We start from the raw sequence: 17,535 nt of genomic DNA, 5'->3' as shown, positions 1-17,535 counted from the left end.
GTCACCGCTCCGGGTTGAGCGGTTCGTCCGTCGGGTCGCCGGGGTGCTCGGGTCGGATGTCGTGATAGCTCACGATGTCCTCACTCGTGTACACCGCCGCGCCCATGACCGTGACCGACGGAGCGTCCGTCGCGGGCGTGGTGTCGACGGCCGGAGCCAGCGGTCCGCTCGCGCGGCCGGCGCGAGCCATCGCGCGCTCGCTCGGCATCTTCTTCTGGCGCGGGTCGAACGCGTCGCGCAGACCGTCGCCGATGAAGTTGACGCACAGCGCGATCGCGATGATGAACAGACCCGGCCACCAGAACAGCCACGGCCGCGTGGAGAACGCCGCCTGGTTCTCGGAGATGATCTTGCCGAGCGACGTGTCGGGCGACTGCACGCCGAACCCGAGGAAGCTCAGCGCCGACTCGAGCAGGATCGCGCCGGCCATCATCAGCGTCGCGTTGACGACGATGACGCCCACCGTGTTGGGCAGGATGTGGCGGAAGATGATCCGGCGGTCGCGCGCCCCCGACACCCGCGCGGCGTCGACGAACTCGCGCTCGCGCAGGCTGAGGAACTCGCCGCGCACGAGACGGGCCATGGTCGTCCAGGCGAAGAAGCCGATCACGACGCCCAGCAGCGCCGCACCGAGGCTGCCCAGCGCGAAGCCGAGCACCGAGCCGATCACGATCAGCGGGATCGTGATGATGATGTCGGTGAAGCGCATCAGCACCGAGTCGGTCCACTTGCCGTAGTAGCCCGCGGTCGCGCCGATCACGACGCCGATGAGCGTGGCCACGATGCCCACGATCACCATGACCATGATCGACTGCTGCGTACCGCGCATGACGACCGCGAAGATGTCGCGGCCGACCTCGTCCTGCCCGAACGGGTGGTCGCCGAACTGCAGCGGCCACAGGCTCATGGTCGGCTCGCCGTTGTTGACCTTGGGCGGGATCTCCTCCCACGAGTACTGCCACCAGCCCGGGATGCGGATGCCCCACAGGGACACGCCGACCGAGGTGAACGCCAGGATGACGATGAACGCGAGCACGATCATCGAGATCATCGCGCCACGGTGCCGGAAGAACCGGCGACGGACGATCTGGCCCTGGCTGAGACCCTCGGTCTCTTTCTGCTCGATCGAGATCTCGGCCAGTGCCTGCGTCTCGGTGCCGGGCTCTTCGGTGATGGAAGTGTTCATGTCAGCCCACCTTGATTCTCGGGTCGAGGGCCGCGTAGACGAGGTCCGCGATGAGGTTGAAGATGACCGCGAGCGTGCCCGTCACCACGAAGAACGCCATGACCGGGTTGGGGTCGTGCGCGCCGAGTGCCGTCACGAACAGACGGCCCATGCCGACCCAGCCGAACACCGTCTCGGTGATGACCGCGCCGCCGATGAGCGCGCCGACGTCGAACGCGATGATCGTGGTGATGGGGATGAGTGCGTTGCGGAACGCGTGGCGGACGACCACCGTGCGCTCCGTGAGTCCCTTGGAGCGCGCGGTGCGGATGTAGTCCTGGTTCATGACCTCGAGCAGGCTCGCCCGCGAATAGCGGGTGTAGCTCGCGAACGAGATCAGGATGATCGCGATCGTCGGCAGCAGCAGGTGGGTGTACAGGTCGATGCCCTGCACCCAGAAGTTGCCTCCGAGGCCCGGGGTCGAAGAACCCACCGTCGCGATCGGACGCCCGCGCACACGGCTCGAGTTCGCGTACGCCTGCCAGTACGACATGTACTTGTCGAGCGCGGTGAACGCGGCCACGAAGAACCCGACGATCGCCGTCGTCCGGACGACCGGACCGCGGTCGGGTGCGCCCATGAACCAGCCGATGGCCCCGCTGACGACGACCGCGAGCACGGCCAGCAGCAGGAAGAACCACAGCGTCATCCCGTTGAGGATGTAGTTCATCATCGGGAAGTACAGCGCGATGCCGATCACCGCGACGATGAGCGATGCGTACAGCGCCTTGCGGTTGCGCAGGCCGGTCGAGATCGCCGTGACGCCGACGGCGATGCCGATGGCGAGGAACGCGTAGACCACGATGCCGATGCTCGGGTCGGCGAACCACTGGGTGACCGACAGGAACGTCAGCACCGCGGCGGACGCCACTGCCGCGATCGCGAAGACGGTGAGGCGCTTGCGCCATTTGCCGCCGAGGATCGACATCCACAGCAGACCCGACACGATGGCCAAGCCGATGATCACGGGTACCGAGATCGTCGGATCAGCCAGCCAGTTGTTCAGCTGGATCGCACCGTACTGCTTGAGGAGCACGGCCACCCAGAAGATCGGGAGCGAGAAGAACAGGAACGCGATGAGCGTCACGCTGTAGTCGAACCCGGTGTACTGACGGAGCGCCGACACGATGCCGACGGTGATGCCCAGGACCATCGCGACGACGGTCGCGGTCGTGACCAGCGTCAGCGTCGACGTGATCGCGTTGCCCAGCAGGGCGTTGACCGGCTGGTTCTGGATCGAGATGCCGAAGTCGCCGCGGAAGACACCGCCGAGCCACAGGAAGTAGCGCAGCGGCGGCGGGACGTCGAGGTTGAGGAGCTTGGTGCGCGCCTCGATGAGGGACTCCTTGTTAGGAGCGTTGCTCTGCCGGAGGTCTTCCAGGGGATCGCCCGAGTACGCCACCAGCAGATACATCAGGAATGTCGCGGCGAAGAGCACGAAGATCGATGCGATCAACCGCCGGATGATGAATGAAGCCATGTTGTGGCCGCCTGCCAATCGATGAATCAGCAGGGGCAGGAGTCGGCGTGCTGCCGGCCTCGTGCCCGCCGCTGAGAGGAGTGTAACGCGGCGAGGTGCAGGTCCCCCAGGGGGACCTGCACCCCACCTCGGTGGTCAGTGCCTGAGCACGATGACTACCGTGTGACGATCACTCTCCCGAGTCGGTGACGGCCCAGTCCCACGCGTTCCAGAAGATCGTGGGAGCGAGGATCGACGGGTCGATGCCCTCCACACGGTCGCTGAAGGCGGTGACGCCCGGGAACTGGAAGATGGTCACGCCGTAGAAGTCATTCCACAGGATCTTGTCCAGCTGCTGCTGAAGCTCGATCTGCTTGTCGGCGTCGAACTCCACGTTGAGCTTGGCGATGACGTCGTCAGCCTCCGCGCTCGAGTAGAAGTTCATGTTGTTGATCGCACCGGTCTGGAAGGTCGGACCCGAGCTGGTCACACCGAGGCTGGTCGACTGCCACCCGAAGAGCGACGCGTCGTAGGCACCCGGGGTGCCCAGGAGGCCGCCCCACTTCTCGGAACCACAGTCGGTGACGTTGAAGCCGGCCTGCGCAGCGGACTGCTGGATCAGGGCGAACTCGTTGACACGACGCGGGTTGTTCGACGCGTAGAGGATGCAGACCGAGGTGTCGGTGATGCCCGACTCGGCCAGCAGGGCCTTGGCGCCTTCGATGTCGACCTCGGCGTACGCCTCCGAGCCGTTGTTGGCGACCGACTCGTCGTAGCCCTCGGCACCGGGGACGAAGATCTGCGAGCTGCGCAGCGTGGCGTCGTCACCCGAGATCGGCTTGATCAGGGTGTCGAGGATCTCCTGACGCGGGATGACCTTCATGAACGCCTCACGAGCCTTGGGGTTCGAGAAGATGTTCTGGCTGTTCTTGCCCTGGTCGAACTGCAGGTCGACGTGCTCGTACGTGCCCTCGAGGCCGGTCTTGACGGTGATGCCGTCGACCGCGTCGAGCGCCGTCTTGATGTCGGCCGTGGCCTGCGGCGAGATGACGTCGACCTCGCCGTTCTGCAGCGCCTGGACCGCGGCGAGCGGGTCCGGGATGAAGCGGATCGTGATCTCTTCGATGTTCGGCGCGTTGTCACCCTTGTACTCGGGGTTGGCCTTCAGCGTCACGTACTGGTCGGCGACGAAGTCGGTGATCATGTACGGGCCGCTCGCGGTGACGAGCGAGGCGTCGTCGGGCATCTCGGTGAAGTTGAAGCCCGAGTTCCAGAACGACGAGATGGGCGCGAGCGCCGCGGCGTCGTTGTCCTGGATGGCCGAGACGACGGCATCCTTCGCGTCCTGCGCGTCGTCGATGCTGAGAGCCTTCTCACCGATCACGTGCGCCGGCAGCGGGCTCGGGAACGCGAGCTCCCAGTCCACGTACGGGGCGTCGTAGACGACGGTGATGGACTTGTTGTCGTCGCTGACCTCGGGGGTCTGCGAGACGAGGCCGAGGCCCGCGTCCGGCGTGGCGCCCGAGTCGAAGTACACGACGTCGGTGGGGAGCTCGCCGGTGAACTCACCGGTCTCGGCGTCCTGGTACTGCGTCGGGTCGAAGTCCGGAGTGTCGAGCGCGCGCGAGTTGGCCGCCCAGTTCAGCAGGAGGTCGGAAGCGTCGACGTCCACACCGTCGGACCACTTGACACCGTCGGCGATCGTGTACTTGACCGTCAGCGGGTCGTCCGAGAGCTTCTCGTACGAGCCGAACGAGGTGTTCTCGATGAGCTTCGGCGTGTTGTCGTAGTAGTTGAAGCCGTCGAGGACGAGGTAGTTGATGTTGTTGTTCGCCGTGGCGTTACCGTACGACGTGCTTCCGTTCATCGAGTAGAACGCCTGGTTCCACGCCGCCGTGATCGACGAGCCTTCGACGAGACCGGAGTCGTCACCCGAGTCGTTGCCGCCACCGTTGGCGGCGCAACCCGAGATCGCCAGTGCGCCGACCGCGGTGAGCGCCACCGCGGCCGAGATGCGCTTCATTCTCACTGTTCCTCCTGTGCAGGGTTTGTGCGCGCGCGTCTGGAACGACCGGACGGGCGCGCGGATGGGAAAACGATATGCATCGCTGGTGAGATGGTCAAAACGATCGGCCAAAACGTTACACACCCTTAACTCAATCGACGCGAAGTGTGACAATCTGACAAGGTGACCCCCTCTTTCCCGCCCTCTGATGGTGTGGTATCGAGTACCCTGCCCCCCAGCACCCGGTACCAGCGACGCCGCCTCTCGTGGGAGATCTGGATCGTCCTGGCGGTCACGGTCGGCCAGTCCGCGCTGTACTCGGTGCTCTCGCTCGTGCGCAAGCTCCTGGCGCCCGTGCCACTGGGTTCCCAGCAGACGCAGGTGAACCCGTCGCGCGATGCGCAGGCGGTGTGGGACGTGGTGTACCAGCTGCTCGCGGTGTTCTTCGCACTCGCGCTGGTCGCCCTCGTGGTGTACCTGCTCTGGGAGCCCGCGAGCAACGCGCTTCGCCGCATCGGACTCGACTTCACGAGGTTCGGCGGCGACCTGTGGCGCGGCGTCGCGCTCGCCGCCGTGATCGGTCTGCCGGGGCTCGCGCTCTACGCGGTCGGCCGTGCGCTGGGGATCACCGTCGCGGTGGTGGCGTCGCCGCTGGATGCCGCGTGGTGGACGATCCCGCTGCTCGTCCTCTCGGCCCTGCGGGCGGGTCTGACCGAAGAGGTCATCTTCATCGGCTACCTGTTCGACCGGCTGCGCCGCCTCGGGTGGAACGACTGGAGCATCATCCTGACGTCGGCGGCGCTGCGGGGTGCGTACCACGCCTACCAGGGCTTCGGCGCGATCGTCGGCAACGTCGTGATGGGCATCGTCTTCGGATGGTGCTATCGCCGATGGGGCCGCGTCATGCCGCTCGTCATCGCGCACACGCTCCTCGACGTCGTCGCGTTCGTGGGCTACCCGCTCGCCGCCGCGCTGTGGCCGGGCGTCTTCGCGCCGGTGCCCGCGAGCACCCCCACGCCGTCGCCCACGAACTGAAACGACGGGATGCCGGGGCCACCGGCATCCCGTCGTCACAGGCGCGTCAGGCGAAGGCCTCGATGGGCGGGCAGGCGCACACCAGGTTGCGGTCGCCGTAGGCCTGGTCGATGCGGCGCACGGGCGGCCAGTACTTCGTGCGCACGAGGGCGCGCACGGGGTAGACGGCCGTCTCGCGCGAGTACGGGTGGGTCCATTCGCCGGCGACCACGGACTCCGCCGTGTGCGGGGCGTTCACGAGGGGGTTGTCGTCGGCGGGCCACTCCCCCGCCGCCACGCGCTCGGCCTCGGCCCGGATCGCGATCATCGCCTCGATGAAGCGCTCGATCTCGCCGAGGTCCTCGGACTCCGTCGGCTCGACCATGAGCGTCCCGGCGACGGGGAACGACATCGTCGGCGCGTGGAAGCCGTAGTCGATGAGGCGCTTGGCCACATCGTCGACGGTCACGCCGGTCGCCTCCTTGAGGGGGCGCAGGTCGAGGATGCACTCGTGCGCGACGAGACCCGCCTCACCGGCGTACAGCACCGGGTAGTGCTCGCGCAGGCGGAACGCGATGTAGTTGGCCGCGAGCACGGCCGCGGCCGTGGCGTCGCGCAGGCCGTCGGACCCCATCATGCGCACGTACGCCCACGAGATCGGCAGGATGCTCGCCGAGCCGTGGGGCGCGGCCGAGATGGGTCCGCCGTCGAACACGCCGCCGGGGTGGTCGCGCCGCTGCGACAGCGGGTGGCTGGGCAGGTACGGCGCGAGGTGCGCCTTGGCCGCCACCGGGCCGACGCCCGGTCCGCCGCCGCCGTGCGGGATCGCGAACGTCTTGTGCAGGTTGAGGTGCGAGACGTCGCCTCCCAGGTCGCCGAAGCGCGCGTAGCCGAGAAGCGCATTGAGGTTCGCGCCGTCGACGTACACCTGGCCACCCGCGTCGTGGACGGCCTGCGTGATGTCGAGCACGTCGTGCTCGTATACGCCGTGCGTCGACGGGTAGGTGATCATGAGCGCCGCGAGCTCGTCGGCGTGGACCGCGATCTTGGCCCGCAGGTCGTCGAGGTCGACGTTGCCGGCGTCGTCGCACGCGACCACGACGACACGCATGCCCGCGAGCACGGCCGAGGCCGCGTTGGTGCCATGGGCCGACGACGGGATGAGGCAGACCGTGCGGTTGAGGTCGCCGTTGGCACGGTGGTAGCCGCGGATCGCCATGAGGCCCGCGAGCTCGCCCTGCGAGCCGGCGTTGGGCTGCAGCGACACCGCGTCGTACCCGGTGACCTCGGCCAGCCACACCTCGAGCTGCTCGATCATGGCGAGGTAGCCGCGCACGTCCTCCTCGGGCGCGAACGGGTGCACGCGCGAGAACTCCGGCCACGACACCGCCGCCATCTCGGTCGCGGCGTTGAGCTTCATGGTGCACGAGCCCAGCGGGATCATGCCGCGGTCCAGCGCGTAGTCGCGGTCCGCGAGCTGCTTGAGGTAGCGCATCATGGCGGTCTCGGAGCGGTGGGACGTGAACACCGGGTGCGTGAGGAACTCCTCGACCCGGTGCAGCTGCGACGGGACGGCGGCCAGCGGTGCGGCATCCACGAAGGGCAGCGCGCGCTCGCCCTGCGAACCCGCGCCGGCGAACTCTCCCTCGGGCAGGCCGAAGGCCCACGCGACGGCGGCGAGGTCGTCGGCCGTCGTGGTCTCGTCGACCGAGACGCCGACGGTCGCATCGTCGACCCAGGCCAGCTGGTAGCCGCGCTCACGGGCGCGCTCGATGACGCGGCGGGCCGGTCCGGGGGTGGCGACGCGGACGGTGTCGAAGAACGCGTCCGACCGCAGCGACAGTCCGTACTCGCGCAGTCGCCCGGCGAGGGCCTCGGCCTTCTTCGCGACGTCAGTGGCGATCGCGCGGAGCCCGTCAGGACCGTGGTAGACGGCGTACATCGAGGCCATCACGGCCAGGAGCACCTGCGACGTGCAGATGTTCGACGTGGCCTTCTCGCGGCGGATGTGCTGCTCGCGCGTCTGCAGGGCGAGGCGGTACGCCGGGTGGCCGGCGGCGTCCTGCGAGACGCCGACGAGGCGGCCGGGGAGCTGGCGCTCCAGGCCCTGGCGCACGGCCATGTACCCGGCGTGCGGCCCGCCGAAGCCGAGGGGCACGCCGAAGCGCTGCGTCGTGCCCACCGCGACGTCGGCCCCGAGCGAGCCGGGCGAGCGCAGCAGGGTGAGGGCGAGGATGTCGGCGGCCACGACGACCAGCGCACCGGCGACGTGTGCGGCATCCACGACTCCCGACGGGTCCCACACGCGGCCCGAGGCACCCGGGTACTGCACGAGCACGCCGAAGAGCTCGTCGGGCAGCGCGGCGCCGTTCGCGAGGTCGAGCACGACGAGCTCGATGCCGACGGCCGCTGCGCGGTGTGCGAGCAGCGCGCGCGTCTGGGGCAGCGCGTCCGCGTCGACCACGAACACGTTCGAGGCCGACTTCGAGCCACGGCGTGCCACCAGCATGCCCTCGACGACGGCGGTGGCCTCATCGAGCATCGACGCGTTGGCCGTCGCGAGGCCCGTGAGGTCGGTGACCATCGTCTGGAAGTTGATGAGCGCCTCCAGGCGCCCCTGCGAGATCTCGGGCTGGTACGGCGTGTACGCCGTGTACCAGGACGGGTTCTCGAGCACGTTGCGCGCGATCACCGAGGGCGTGAAGGTGTCGGCGTACCCGAGGCCGATCATGGGGCGGGCCGTGCGGTTCTGGGCTGCGAGCGCCCGCAGCTCGGCCAGGGCCTCCGCCTCGGTGGCAGCCGGCGGGATGTCGCTCGTGGTGCGGGGGTTCGCGTGGATGGATGCCGGCACCGCGGCCTCGACGAGGGCGTCGACGCTGTCGTAGCCCAGGGCGTCGAGCATCGTCCGCTGGGCGGCGGCATCCGTCCCGATGTGGCGGTCGGCGAACAGGCCCGTCATTCGGCGCCGCCCGTGAGCGCGATGTAGGCGTCGCGGTCGAGCAGACCGTCCACGGCGGCGGGGTCGACGGTGAGCTTGACGAGCCAGCCCGCGCCGAACGGGTCGGCGTTCACGAGCGAGGGGTCGTCGACCACGGCGTCGTTGACGGCGATGACCTCGCCGTCGAGCGGGGCGAAGAGCTCGCCGACCGACTTGGTCGACTCGATCTCGCCGACGACGGTCGCCGCGGTCACCGCGGTGCCGACGGCGGGGAGCTCCACGAACACGACGTCGCCGAGCTTGTCGGCGGCGTACTCGGTGATGCCGACGGTCGCGGTGTCGCCGTCCAGGGCGATCCACTCGTGCTCGGCGGTGTACTTGAGGGCGGTCAGGTCGGTCATGGGTTCCTCCGGTGTGCGGTCGGGTCGGTCAGCGCGCGCGCTGGTAGAACGGCAGAGCGGTCACGGTCGCGGGGATGCGGGTGCCGCGAACGTCGATGAACAGGGGCGTGCCGGCGGCGCTCGAGGACGGCGACACGAAGGCCATGGCGATGGGATGCCCCAGCGTCGGGCTCAGCGCGCCGCTGGTGATCTCGCCGACGGTCCGGCCGTCGCCGTCCACCACGGCGTAGCCCGCTCGTCCGGCGCGCCTGCCCTCGGCGACGAGGCCCACGAGGACCGGCGCATCGGGCGCCACGACCGCGGCGAGCGCCGCCTTGCCGACGAAGTCCGGCTTGTCTGCGGCGACCACGCGACCGAGACCGGCCTGCGCCGGCACGATGTCGAGCGACAGCTCGTGGCCGTACAGCGGCATGCCCGCCTCCAGGCGCAGCGTGTCGCGCGCGGCGAGGCCCGCGGGCACGAGGCCGAGCGGCGCACCGGCGGCCAGCAGGGCGTCCCACAGTGCGGGGGCGGACTCGTTCGGGACGAGCAGCTCGAAGCCGTCCTCTCCGGTGTAGCCGGTGCGTGCGACGAACAGCGGCGTGCCCTCGAAGGCGCCCTCCGACCACGCGTAGTAGCCCAGGTCGGCGAAGGCCGGCTGCACGCCGGCGATGCCCGCGGTGGCCTCGACGACCGAGCGGGCGACGGGCCCCTGCACGGCGATGAGCGAGGAGGCGTCGGTGCTGTCGACGACCTCGGCGTCGAAGCCGGCGACACGGTCCGTGAACGCCGCGGCGACGGCATCCCGGTTTCCCGCGTTCGCGATCACGAGGAAGCGGTCGTCGGCGCGCCGGTAGACGATGACGTCGTCGACGATGCCGCCCGACTCCGCGAGGACGAGCGAGTACTTGGCCTTGCCGACGCGCATGGGCGAGATCGCCCCCGCCAGCGCGAAGTCCAGGAACCTGCCGGCGTCCGCGCCGGCCACCTCGAACTCCGCCATGTGCGAGATGTCGAACAGCCCCGCGGCAGTGCGCACCGCGTGGTGCTCGGCGAGATCGGACGTGTAGCGCACCGGCATGAGCCAGCCGCCGAAGTCGGTGAACGAGGCGCCGAGCGCCTCATGGCGGTCGTGCAGGGCGGTGGTGCGGAGGTCTGTCATCGAGTTCTCCCGGTCGTGGGCGGGCAGACGCCTGTCGACGTCTGTAGAACTCCCCCTCTGTCATAGGCCTGAGAGCTTCGCCCGTCCCGAGGGGTGCGGACTTTCACCGTCGGCGGATCCGCGGTGCACGGATCGCTTTTCAGAGTCGGCCAGCCCGAACGGTACGCGTACCTGAGAGATTGGCGGGGAGGCTTGCTCCTTCGGTGCTCGACGATCGCGCTGCCGAGGCTCTCCCGCCCGGGTGAGGGGCCGTGTGTTGACTTGCGGAGCCAGCATACCCGGCGGGCCACCGGATCGAGGCAGCGACGTCAGTCGGTGCAGCGCCCCGACGACACGCGGTCGGTGAGCTGGGGCGCCTGCGCGGCCACCGGGGTGAGCTCGGCCATCGTCATCGCGTAGCCGAGCTGAGGGTCGTCCTCCGCGCGTGCGAACACGACACCGGCCACCGAGCCGTCGGCCGTCAGCAGCGGGCCGCCCGAGTTGCCCGGCCGCACCTCGGCGTCGAGCGCGTAGATCTCGCGCGGGTTCCACGACGACTCGTAGACATCGGGCACCGTCGCGGTGCCGACCGAGCGCACGCCGGCCGACACCATGGTGAAGGGGCCGCCGTACGGGTAGCCCTGGACGACCGCGGCGGCGCCCGCCGGCAGCGTCGTCGAGAACGGCAGCGGCCGGGCATCGAGGTCATCCACCGCGATCACCGCGAGGTCGTCGATCGGGTCGAAGTACACCACGCGTCCCTCGCGCGCGGCGACGCCCGGCAGCTCGACGACCGGCGTGTCGACGCCCGCGACCACGTGGGCGTTCGTGACGACGCGGTCGTCGGCGATCACGAAGCCGGTGCCGCTGGAGCCGCGTCCGCACGCGTAGGCGTTGCCCGACACGCGGGCGACCGATGCCGCCGCGGTCTGCAGCGCGGGGTCGTCGAGTGCCACGGGCGGTGCCGGCTCGACGGTCCCCGGCGCCAGCAGTGTGCCCAGGCCCGGAAGCCCGTCGTCGAGGACCGCACCCCGCAGCTCGGCCAGGGCCGCGGCGACGGGGTCGGGCGTGGCCGCCTCGATGCCGCGCAGCACGGTCGACGAGGCCACGGCCGACGACACGACCGGGATGCCGGCGACCGCGATGGCGGGGGCGACCAGGGCGAGCGCGAGTCCGGCGGCCAGCACGGAGGCGATCCCGCCCAGTGCGCGCTCCACGCCGCCGAGCTTCAGGCGGTCGGCGCCGGACCGCAGCACGGCGCCGAGCGCCGCTCCCGCGGCCGCGCCGAGGGCGACGAGACCGATCGCGGTCACCAGCAGCGCAGGACCGCGCCACACCGGCGAGGGCACCCAGGTGCCGACGAGCGGCGTCAGCCAGAACGCGGCGACCGCACCGGCGGCGAGCCCTGCCAGCGCGCCGATGCTCGCGAAGAAACCGCGCTGGATGCCGGCGGCCACGGCCCCGACCAGGATCAGGACGACGATCACGTCGACGACGATCATGCCCATCCCTTCGCGTGGCCGAACCGTCCCGCCAGGCTACGCAGGGAGCCTGGGAGACGACCGCGACCCGCCGCTCAGAGACGGTCCGCAGCGAGCTCCCTGCGGACCTCGTCGCGCAGCATCCCCTGGTTCTCGGGGTCCGGCGCCGCACCCAGCAGCGTGCGGGTGTACTCGTGCTGCGGATTCAGGATGACGTGATCGGCGGGGCCGCGCTCGACGATGTCGCCGTGGTACATCACCAGGATCTCGTCGGAGAAGTGGCGCGCGGTCGCGAGGTCGTGCGTGATGTACAGCACTCCCAGGTGATCTTCGCGCTGCAGCTGCGCGAGCAGGTTCAGCACGCCCAGCCGGATCGACACGTCGAGCATCGACACGGGCTCGTCGGCGATGATGAACTGCGCGCCGGGCGCGAGCGCCCGGGCGATCGCGACACGCTGACGCTGGCCGCCCGAGAGCTCGTGAGGCCGGCGCTCGGCCATGCGGTCGCTCGGCACCAGCCGCACGCGGTCGAGCAGCTCGAGCACGCGACGCCGCAGCTCGACGCGGCCGATCCCCGGGTTGTGGATCTTGAGCGGGCGTTCCAGGTGGTGGGCGATGGAGTGGAACGGGTTCAGCGATGCGAACGGATCCTGGAACACCATCTGCACGTCGCCGCGGTACGCGGCCACCGACCGTCCGCCCCCGATCGGCTTGCCGTCGAGGAGGATCTGGCCGCTCGTGGGCGTCTCGAGCCGGGCGAGCATCCTCGCGATCGTCGATTTGCCCGATCCGGACTCGCCGACCAGGGCGATCGTGCGCCCCGCCTCGAGCGTGAACGAGACGTCCTTCACGGCGTGGAGGGTCGAGAACCTCAGGCCGTTGCGCAGCCGGAAATCCTTCACCAGGTTGCGGGCCTCCAGCGTGCGCGACACGGGAGCGACAGGGTGGGCGGTCATGCCGCACCTCCTTCGACAGCGGCCTGCGCCTCGAGCGCCGACGCGACGGACTGGGTGCCGGTGCGCACGAAGTCGCCCCGTTCGCCGCGCAGGCTCGGGAAGCTCGACAGCAGCTTCTTGGTGTACTCGTGCTGCGGACGGCGGTAGACGTCGGTGGCCATGCCGAGCTCGACGATCTCGCCCTGCAGCATCACCGCGATGCGATCGCTGATCTCGATCAGCATCGGCAGGTCGTGGGTGATGAAGATGACGGCGAACCCGAGCTTCTCGCGCAGCCGCATGATCTCGCGGATGATGCCGCGCTGCACGACGACGTCCAGTGCCGTCGTCGGCTCGTCCATGATCATGACCTGCGGATCCAGCGCGAGCGCCATCGCGATCATGACGCGCTGGCGCATGCCGCCCGACAGCTCGTGCGGAAAGCTCGACAGCCGCTTGGGGTCGACGCCGACGAGCTCCAGGAGCTCCTCGCTGCGCTGCTGCTTCTGCCGCTTCGACATCTCGGGACGATGCGTCGTGAACACGTCGAACAGCTGCGCCCGGATGTTGATGACCGGGTTCAGCGAGTTCATGGCGCCCTGGAACACCATCGACACCTTGTCCCAGCGGAAGCGGCGGAGCTCTTCGTCGGCGAGCGCGACGACGTCGATGTCCCCGCCCGAGCGGTCGTGGAACACGACCTCGCCGGCCGTCATCAGCGCCGGCGGCTTGAGCAGCCGGTTGATGCCGTACGCGAGCGTCGTCTTGCCGCATCCCGACTCCCCCGCCAGACCCAGGATCTCGCCGCGGTTCAGTGTCAGCGACACGTTCCGCACCGCCTTCACCGGCGGATCGACCTCGTACTCGATCGACACGTTGGTCGCCGTGAGAACGACTTCGCCCGTCATGCCTCTGCTCCGTTCGCGGTGTGGGCGGTCTCGACGCCGCGCCCGGCGCGCTGGGCCTGGCGCACGCGGCGGGCGTTCTGAGGCGCCAGCCGAAGTTTCGGGTTGATGATCTCGTCGATCGAGAAGTTGATGAGCGACAGCCCGGCGCCCAGGAGCGCGATCATCACCCCCGGCGGCACGAACCACCACCAGGCCCCGGTCCCCAGCGCCTGCCCGCTCTGGGCGTCGTTGAGCATCGTGCCCCACGTGATCGAACCGGTCGGCCCGAGGCCGAGGTACGACAGGCCCGCCTCGCCGAGGATGGCGAAGATGATGGCGAAGAGGAACTGCGCGGTCAGCAGCGGCAGCAGATTGGGGAGGATCTCGACGGCGATGATGCGGCCGGTCTTCTCTCCCGCGACGCGGCTGGCCGCCACGTAGTCGCGTGAGCGCAGCGACCGCGACTGCGCCCGCAGCACGACGGCGGATCCGGCCCATCCGGTGATGCCGAGCACAAGGGCGATGAAGAGCCAGCTGCGGACCGGCATGTAGCTGGAGATCACCATCACGAGCGGCAGGCCGGGGATCACCAGCATGATGTTGGTGAACAGCGACAGGATCTCGTCCCACCAGCCGCCCTTGTACCCGGCGACGATGCCGAAGATCAGCGACAGCACGAGCGCGATGAGGCCGGCGATGAAGCCGACCATGAGCGAGCCCTGCGCGCCGGTGGCGAGCTGCGCGAAGACGTCGTAGCCGAGCTTGGTCGTGCCGAGGATGTGCTCCGGGCTCGGCGGCTGGAGGGCGGGGTTGTCGGAGTCGCGGGGGTCCTGCGCGAAGATCGGCGCGATGATCGCGAACAGCACGATGCCGACGACGATCACGAGGCCGATCGCGAGCTTGAGCGACATGCGCGGCAGGAGCTGACGGATGCCCCGGCGCGCGGCGCGCGCCTCGTCGCGGGCGGTCACGATGTCGACGGTCGCAGGCGGCGTCATGATGGCGCCCGGCGCGATGATCGCGGGATCGATGGTGCGGTCCGACAGCGTCTGCGGCTCTTCAACACCAGGCTCGTCGACGGCGGGCTCGGAGGTGAGCGGGTCGGTCACTTCGGTTTCCTCAGACATTGTGGCGCGCCCTCGGGTCGATGAATCCGTAGACGAGGTCCATGATGAAGTTCGCCGCGAGCACGGCGATCGTGATCACCAGGAACACGCCCTGCATGAGCGCGTAGTCGCTGTTCTGCACGGACTGGATCATCAGCTTGCCGACGCCCGGGTAGGTGAACACCTGCTCCATGACGATGGAGCCGGCGACCACGAAGCCGAGCGAGATGCTGAAGCCGGCGATCGAGGGGATGGCGGCGTTGCGGGTGGCGTACGTGCGGAGGATGCGCATGGGCTTCAGACCCTTCGCCTCCGCGGTGACGATGTAGTCCTCCGAGACGGTCGACACCATCATGTTGCGCATGCCCAGCAGCCACCCTCCGACCGAGCTGATCACGATCGTCAGCGCGGGCAGGAAGCCGTGGTAGATCGCGTTGCCGATGAAGGACCAGCTCCACTCCGGCCCGTCGGGGTACTCGAACACGTCGTAGCCGCCGATGATCGGGAACCACCCCAGTGCGACCGAGAAGATCGCCACCAGGACCAGGGCGAGCCAGAAGTACGGAATGGACTGGAGCACCGTCGTGAAGGGCACCAGGTGGTCGACCCACGTGCCGCGGCGCCAGCCGACCCACGCGCCGATGCCGATGCCCAGGACGAACGAGATGACGGTGGCGAGCCCGACCAGGATCACGGTCCACGGCAGGGCCGCCGAGATGAGATCCACCACCGGGGTCGGGTACTTCGTGATGGAGATGCCCAGATCTCCCTGGAGCAGCCGGCTCCAGTAGTTGACGTACTGCTCCCACATCGACTGGTCCGTGCCCCCCAGGAGGGCCTTGATGTTGCGGATCTGGGTCTCGCTGATCTCCCCGCCGGCACGCTGCATCTTGGCGATCATGATGTCGGCGGGGTCGCCGGGCAGAAGCCTCGGCAGGAGGAAGTTGAGGGAGATCGTCGCCCACAGTGTCACCACATAGAACGCGATCCGCCGCGCATAGAACTTCATTGCGGCCTGCTCCTCCGTGCCGCGGCTTCTGCCCGGTTCTGCATTACTTCACCGGCTCCAGGTGCTGGAGGACGTAGCCGGCCGCCACCGAGCCCCACGCGGGCGGGAAGGCGTACAGGTCGTCCTCGGTCGGCCAGCCCGTGAAGTCCTTCGAGTTGTAGAACGTCTGGGTGGCGTTGATGACGAGCGGGATGTAGGGCAGGTCGCGCACGATCTCGGTCTGCACCTTGGCGTACGCCTCCTTCTTGACCGCCTCGTCGTTCGTGGCGGCAGCAGCGGCCACGGCCTCGTTGACGATCGGGTTGTCGTAGCGGCTGAAGTTCCAGCGGCCCGTCGGGACCTCCTGGCCGACCTGCGAGGTCGACTCGCCGGTGAACCAGTCCTTGTAGATCTGGAACGGGTCGGCGACCGAGGTGCCGATGACGCCGCCCATGATCAGCTGGTACTGACCGGTCTGACGCGCGTCCGAGAACTCCTGCCACTGCACCGTCGACGCGGTGACCTTGATGCCGGCCTCGGCGGCCTGCTCCGAGATGAGCTTCGCGGCGTCGTTGTAGTCGGTCCAGCCGTCCACCGAGACGAGGCTCAGCTCGATCGGCGTGCCGTCCTTGCCGTAGAAGCCGTCACTGCCCTTCGTGTAGCCGGCGGCTTCGAGGATCTCTCCCGCGGCGGCGGCGTCGGGCGACTGCGGGCTCGTCTCGTTCGCCGGGTCGGCGAGCCACTTGGCGTCGCGCGGCATGAGCGTGAAGGCGGGCGAGATGTCGCCGGTGAGGCCGACGAACGCCTTCTCTTTGATGGTGCCGCGGTCGATCGCGACGTTCAGCGCCTGGCGGACGGCGACGTCGGTCTGCGGGCCGGTGCAGCCGAGCTCGGCATTCGAGCACGTGTACAGGACGGTCGGGTCCTGCGGCGTGTTGATCATGCTGATGACGCCCTTGTCGGTGACCGAGTCGGGGTTGGGCACGAACATGCCGGTCCAGTCGAGCTTGCCGGCGGTCAGCAGGTCCTGCGCCGACTGGTTGGCGTCGATGCCGATGTACTGCACCTTCTTGATCGCGGGAACGCCCTCCTCGCGGAAGTTCTCGTTCGCGACGACCGTGTACGAGGCATCCGTCACCTTGTCGACGACGTACGGGCCGGTGCCGACCGGGTCTTCGTCGGTGAACGTCGAGTAGTCGTCGACGTCCTTCCAGATGTGCTCGGGCAGCATCCACGTCGTGCCGAGAATCTGGAACTCGTTGGTGTACTGCGGCGTCGCGTACGTCAAGACGAGCGTCGTGTCATCCGGCGCCTCCGCCGAGATGAGCCCGTCCCGGTGGTTGGGCTCGTAGTTGAACGTGAACGCAGCGTCGGCGGCGGTGAAGTCCTCGCCGTCGCTCCACTTCACGCCGTCCTTGAGCGTGACCGTGATGACGGTGCCGTCCTCGTTGTACTCGAAGCTCTCGCCGAGCATGGGCGAGGGCGCCTCGTCGGCGGTCTTGTTGTAGAAGAAGAGCGGCTCGTAGATGGGGCCGAGGGCGGCGTGGAGCACGCTCGGTGAGAACGGGTTGAAGTTCGCCTCGATCGGGGTCTGGCTTCCGGCCCAGACCCGCAGCGTGCGTCCTTCGGAGGAGGAGTCGTCGCCTCCGCCTCCACCGGCACAACCCGACAGGCCGAGGCCGAGGATCGCTGCCCCGGCGACGGCGAGAAGCGCGGCGCGGCGCTTCGCGTTTCGAATCATCATTGGTTCTTTCTCTCGTGCGGCATTGCAGGGAGGAGTGCAGGGCACCCGGGGACGTCCATTAGTTCTGTTCCCTAACAAACGTTTGAACGTAAACCTAACAAACATTCCCCGGCGCCGCATCCCGGATTCGTCACGTCTTGGCAACGGTTCGACTCCGGCGTCGTGATCCGCGGTTTGTGTCGACGCCGGTTTGGCTTCAGGTCACTCTGACACTATGATCGGACCTAGTTAG

Annotated in this window: 13 protein-coding genes and 2 riboswitches; of the genes, 1 reads left to right on the top strand and 12 read right to left on the bottom strand. The window is 68.8% G+C overall.

Annotated elements, in window-relative coordinates:
* Position 1 precedes the first annotated feature (1 nt).
* The 3 genes from JNB62_RS07680 to JNB62_RS07670 all read right to left on the bottom strand — a co-directional run bounded on the left by JNB62_RS07680 (position 2) and on the right by JNB62_RS07670 (position 4,707).
* Positions 2–1,186 (bottom strand): ABC transporter permease, encoded by a 1,185-nt coding sequence (locus tag JNB62_RS07680; RefSeq protein WP_220300263.1) that lies wholly within the window; start codon positions 1,184–1,186, stop codon positions 2–4.
* A gap of 1 nt (position 1,187) precedes the next feature.
* Positions 1,188–2,705, bottom strand: a complete 1,518-nt coding sequence (locus JNB62_RS07675; RefSeq protein ID WP_220300262.1) for an ABC transporter permease — start codon at positions 2,703–2,705, stop codon at positions 1,188–1,190.
* A gap of 169 nt (positions 2,706–2,874) precedes the next feature.
* The gene (locus tag JNB62_RS07670) at positions 2,875–4,707 is read right to left on the bottom strand and encodes an ABC transporter family substrate-binding protein (RefSeq protein ID WP_220300261.1); all 1,833 of its coding nucleotides are present in this window, start codon (positions 4,705–4,707) and stop codon (positions 2,875–2,877) included.
* 195 nt (positions 4,708–4,902) lie between these two features.
* On the opposite strand from JNB62_RS07670, the gene JNB62_RS07665 reads away from it, so the two are divergent.
* The gene (locus tag JNB62_RS07665) at positions 4,903–5,724 is read left to right on the top strand and encodes a CPBP family intramembrane glutamic endopeptidase (protein WP_220300260.1); all 822 of its coding nucleotides are present in this window, start codon (positions 4,903–4,905) and stop codon (positions 5,722–5,724) included.
* Positions 5,725–5,770: 46 nt separating this feature from the next.
* Here the strand turns inward: JNB62_RS07665 and gcvP are convergent, their stop codons facing one another.
* The 9 genes from gcvP to JNB62_RS07620 all read right to left on the bottom strand — a co-directional run bounded on the left by gcvP (position 5,771) and on the right by JNB62_RS07620 (position 17,303).
* Positions 5,771–8,662, bottom strand: a complete 2,892-nt coding sequence (gene gcvP / locus JNB62_RS07660) for an aminomethyl-transferring glycine dehydrogenase (protein ID WP_220300259.1) — start codon at positions 8,660–8,662, stop codon at positions 5,771–5,773.
* A complete protein-coding gene (gcvH, locus tag JNB62_RS07655; RefSeq protein ID WP_220300258.1) occupies positions 8,659–9,042 on the bottom strand; it encodes a glycine cleavage system protein GcvH in 384 nt (127 codons plus the stop codon). Before gcvH ends, gcvP begins: the two co-directional genes overlap by 4 nt.
* A gap of 28 nt (positions 9,043–9,070) precedes the next feature.
* Positions 9,071–10,183 (bottom strand): glycine cleavage system aminomethyltransferase GcvT, encoded by a 1,113-nt coding sequence (gcvT, locus tag JNB62_RS07650; RefSeq protein WP_220300257.1) that lies wholly within the window; start codon positions 10,181–10,183, stop codon positions 9,071–9,073.
* Positions 10,184–10,230: 47 nt separating this feature from the next.
* Positions 10,231–10,332: riboswitch (glycine riboswitch) on the bottom strand.
* A riboswitch (glycine riboswitch) is annotated at positions 10,333–10,429 on the bottom strand. It abuts the riboswitch before it with no gap.
* Positions 10,430–10,491: 62 nt separating this feature from the next.
* On the bottom strand, positions 10,492–11,664 hold the full coding sequence (locus JNB62_RS07645) for a MarP family serine protease (protein ID WP_220300256.1): 1,173 nt from the start codon (positions 11,662–11,664) through the stop codon (positions 10,492–10,494).
* Positions 11,665–11,738: 74 nt separating this feature from the next.
* Positions 11,739–12,599 (bottom strand): ABC transporter ATP-binding protein, encoded by an 861-nt coding sequence (locus tag JNB62_RS07640; RefSeq protein WP_220300255.1) that lies wholly within the window; start codon positions 12,597–12,599, stop codon positions 11,739–11,741.
* Entirely contained in the window at positions 12,596–13,486 is an 891-nt protein-coding gene (locus JNB62_RS07635) for an ABC transporter ATP-binding protein (RefSeq protein ID WP_220300254.1), read from the bottom strand. Before JNB62_RS07635 ends, JNB62_RS07640 begins: the two co-directional genes overlap by 4 nt.
* On the bottom strand, positions 13,483–14,574 hold the full coding sequence (locus JNB62_RS07630; RefSeq protein ID WP_220300253.1) for an ABC transporter permease: 1,092 nt from the start codon (positions 14,572–14,574) through the stop codon (positions 13,483–13,485). Before JNB62_RS07630 ends, JNB62_RS07635 begins: the two co-directional genes overlap by 4 nt.
* Before the next feature lie 10 nt (positions 14,575–14,584).
* Entirely contained in the window at positions 14,585–15,580 is a 996-nt protein-coding gene (locus JNB62_RS07625; protein WP_220300252.1) for an ABC transporter permease, read from the bottom strand.
* 43 nt (positions 15,581–15,623) lie between these two features.
* Positions 15,624–17,303, bottom strand: coding sequence for an ABC transporter substrate-binding protein (locus JNB62_RS07620; RefSeq protein ID WP_223230995.1), 1,680 nt, complete (start codon positions 17,301–17,303; stop codon positions 15,624–15,626).
* Between the last annotated feature and the right edge of the window lie 232 nt (positions 17,304–17,535).

The organism is Microbacterium jejuense, assembly GCF_019511665.1.
Taxonomy (GTDB): Bacteria; Actinomycetota; Actinomycetes; order Actinomycetales; family Microbacteriaceae; genus Microbacterium; species Microbacterium jejuense_A.
Note: the sequence above shows the minus strand (reverse complement) of the source record. Positions and strands in the feature narration are given on the sequence as shown.

Bases quoted from the DNA above. Each gene is read 5' to 3' on its own strand.
- JNB62_RS07680 (WP_220300263.1), bottom strand. From the start codon at position 1,186: ATGAACACTTCCATCACCGAAGAGCCCGGCACCGAGACGCAGGCACTG.
- JNB62_RS07675 (WP_220300262.1), bottom strand. From the start codon at position 2,705: ATGGCTTCATTCATCATCCGGCGGTTGATCGCATCGATCTTCGTGCTC.
- JNB62_RS07670 (WP_220300261.1), bottom strand. From the start codon at position 4,707: ATGAAGCGCATCTCGGCCGCGGTGGCGCTCACCGCGGTCGGCGCACTG.
- gcvP (WP_220300259.1), bottom strand. From the start codon at position 8,662: ATGACGGGCCTGTTCGCCGACCGCCACATCGGGACGGATGCCGCCGCC.
- gcvH (WP_220300258.1), bottom strand. From the start codon at position 9,042: ATGACCGACCTGACCGCCCTCAAGTACACCGCCGAGCACGAGTGGATC.
- gcvT (WP_220300257.1), bottom strand. From the start codon at position 10,183: ATGACAGACCTCCGCACCACCGCCCTGCACGACCGCCATGAGGCGCTC.
- JNB62_RS07645 (WP_220300256.1), bottom strand. From the start codon at position 11,664: ATGATCGTCGTCGACGTGATCGTCGTCCTGATCCTGGTCGGGGCCGTG.
- JNB62_RS07640 (WP_220300255.1), bottom strand. From the start codon at position 12,599: ATGACCGCCCACCCTGTCGCTCCCGTGTCGCGCACGCTGGAGGCCCGC.
- JNB62_RS07635 (WP_220300254.1), bottom strand. From the start codon at position 13,486: ATGACGGGCGAAGTCGTTCTCACGGCGACCAACGTGTCGATCGAGTAC.
- JNB62_RS07625 (WP_220300252.1), bottom strand. From the start codon at position 15,580: ATGAAGTTCTATGCGCGGCGGATCGCGTTCTATGTGGTGACACTGTGG.
- JNB62_RS07620 (WP_223230995.1), bottom strand. From the start codon at position 17,303: ATGATGATTCGAAACGCGAAGCGCCGCGCCGCGCTTCTCGCCGTCGCC.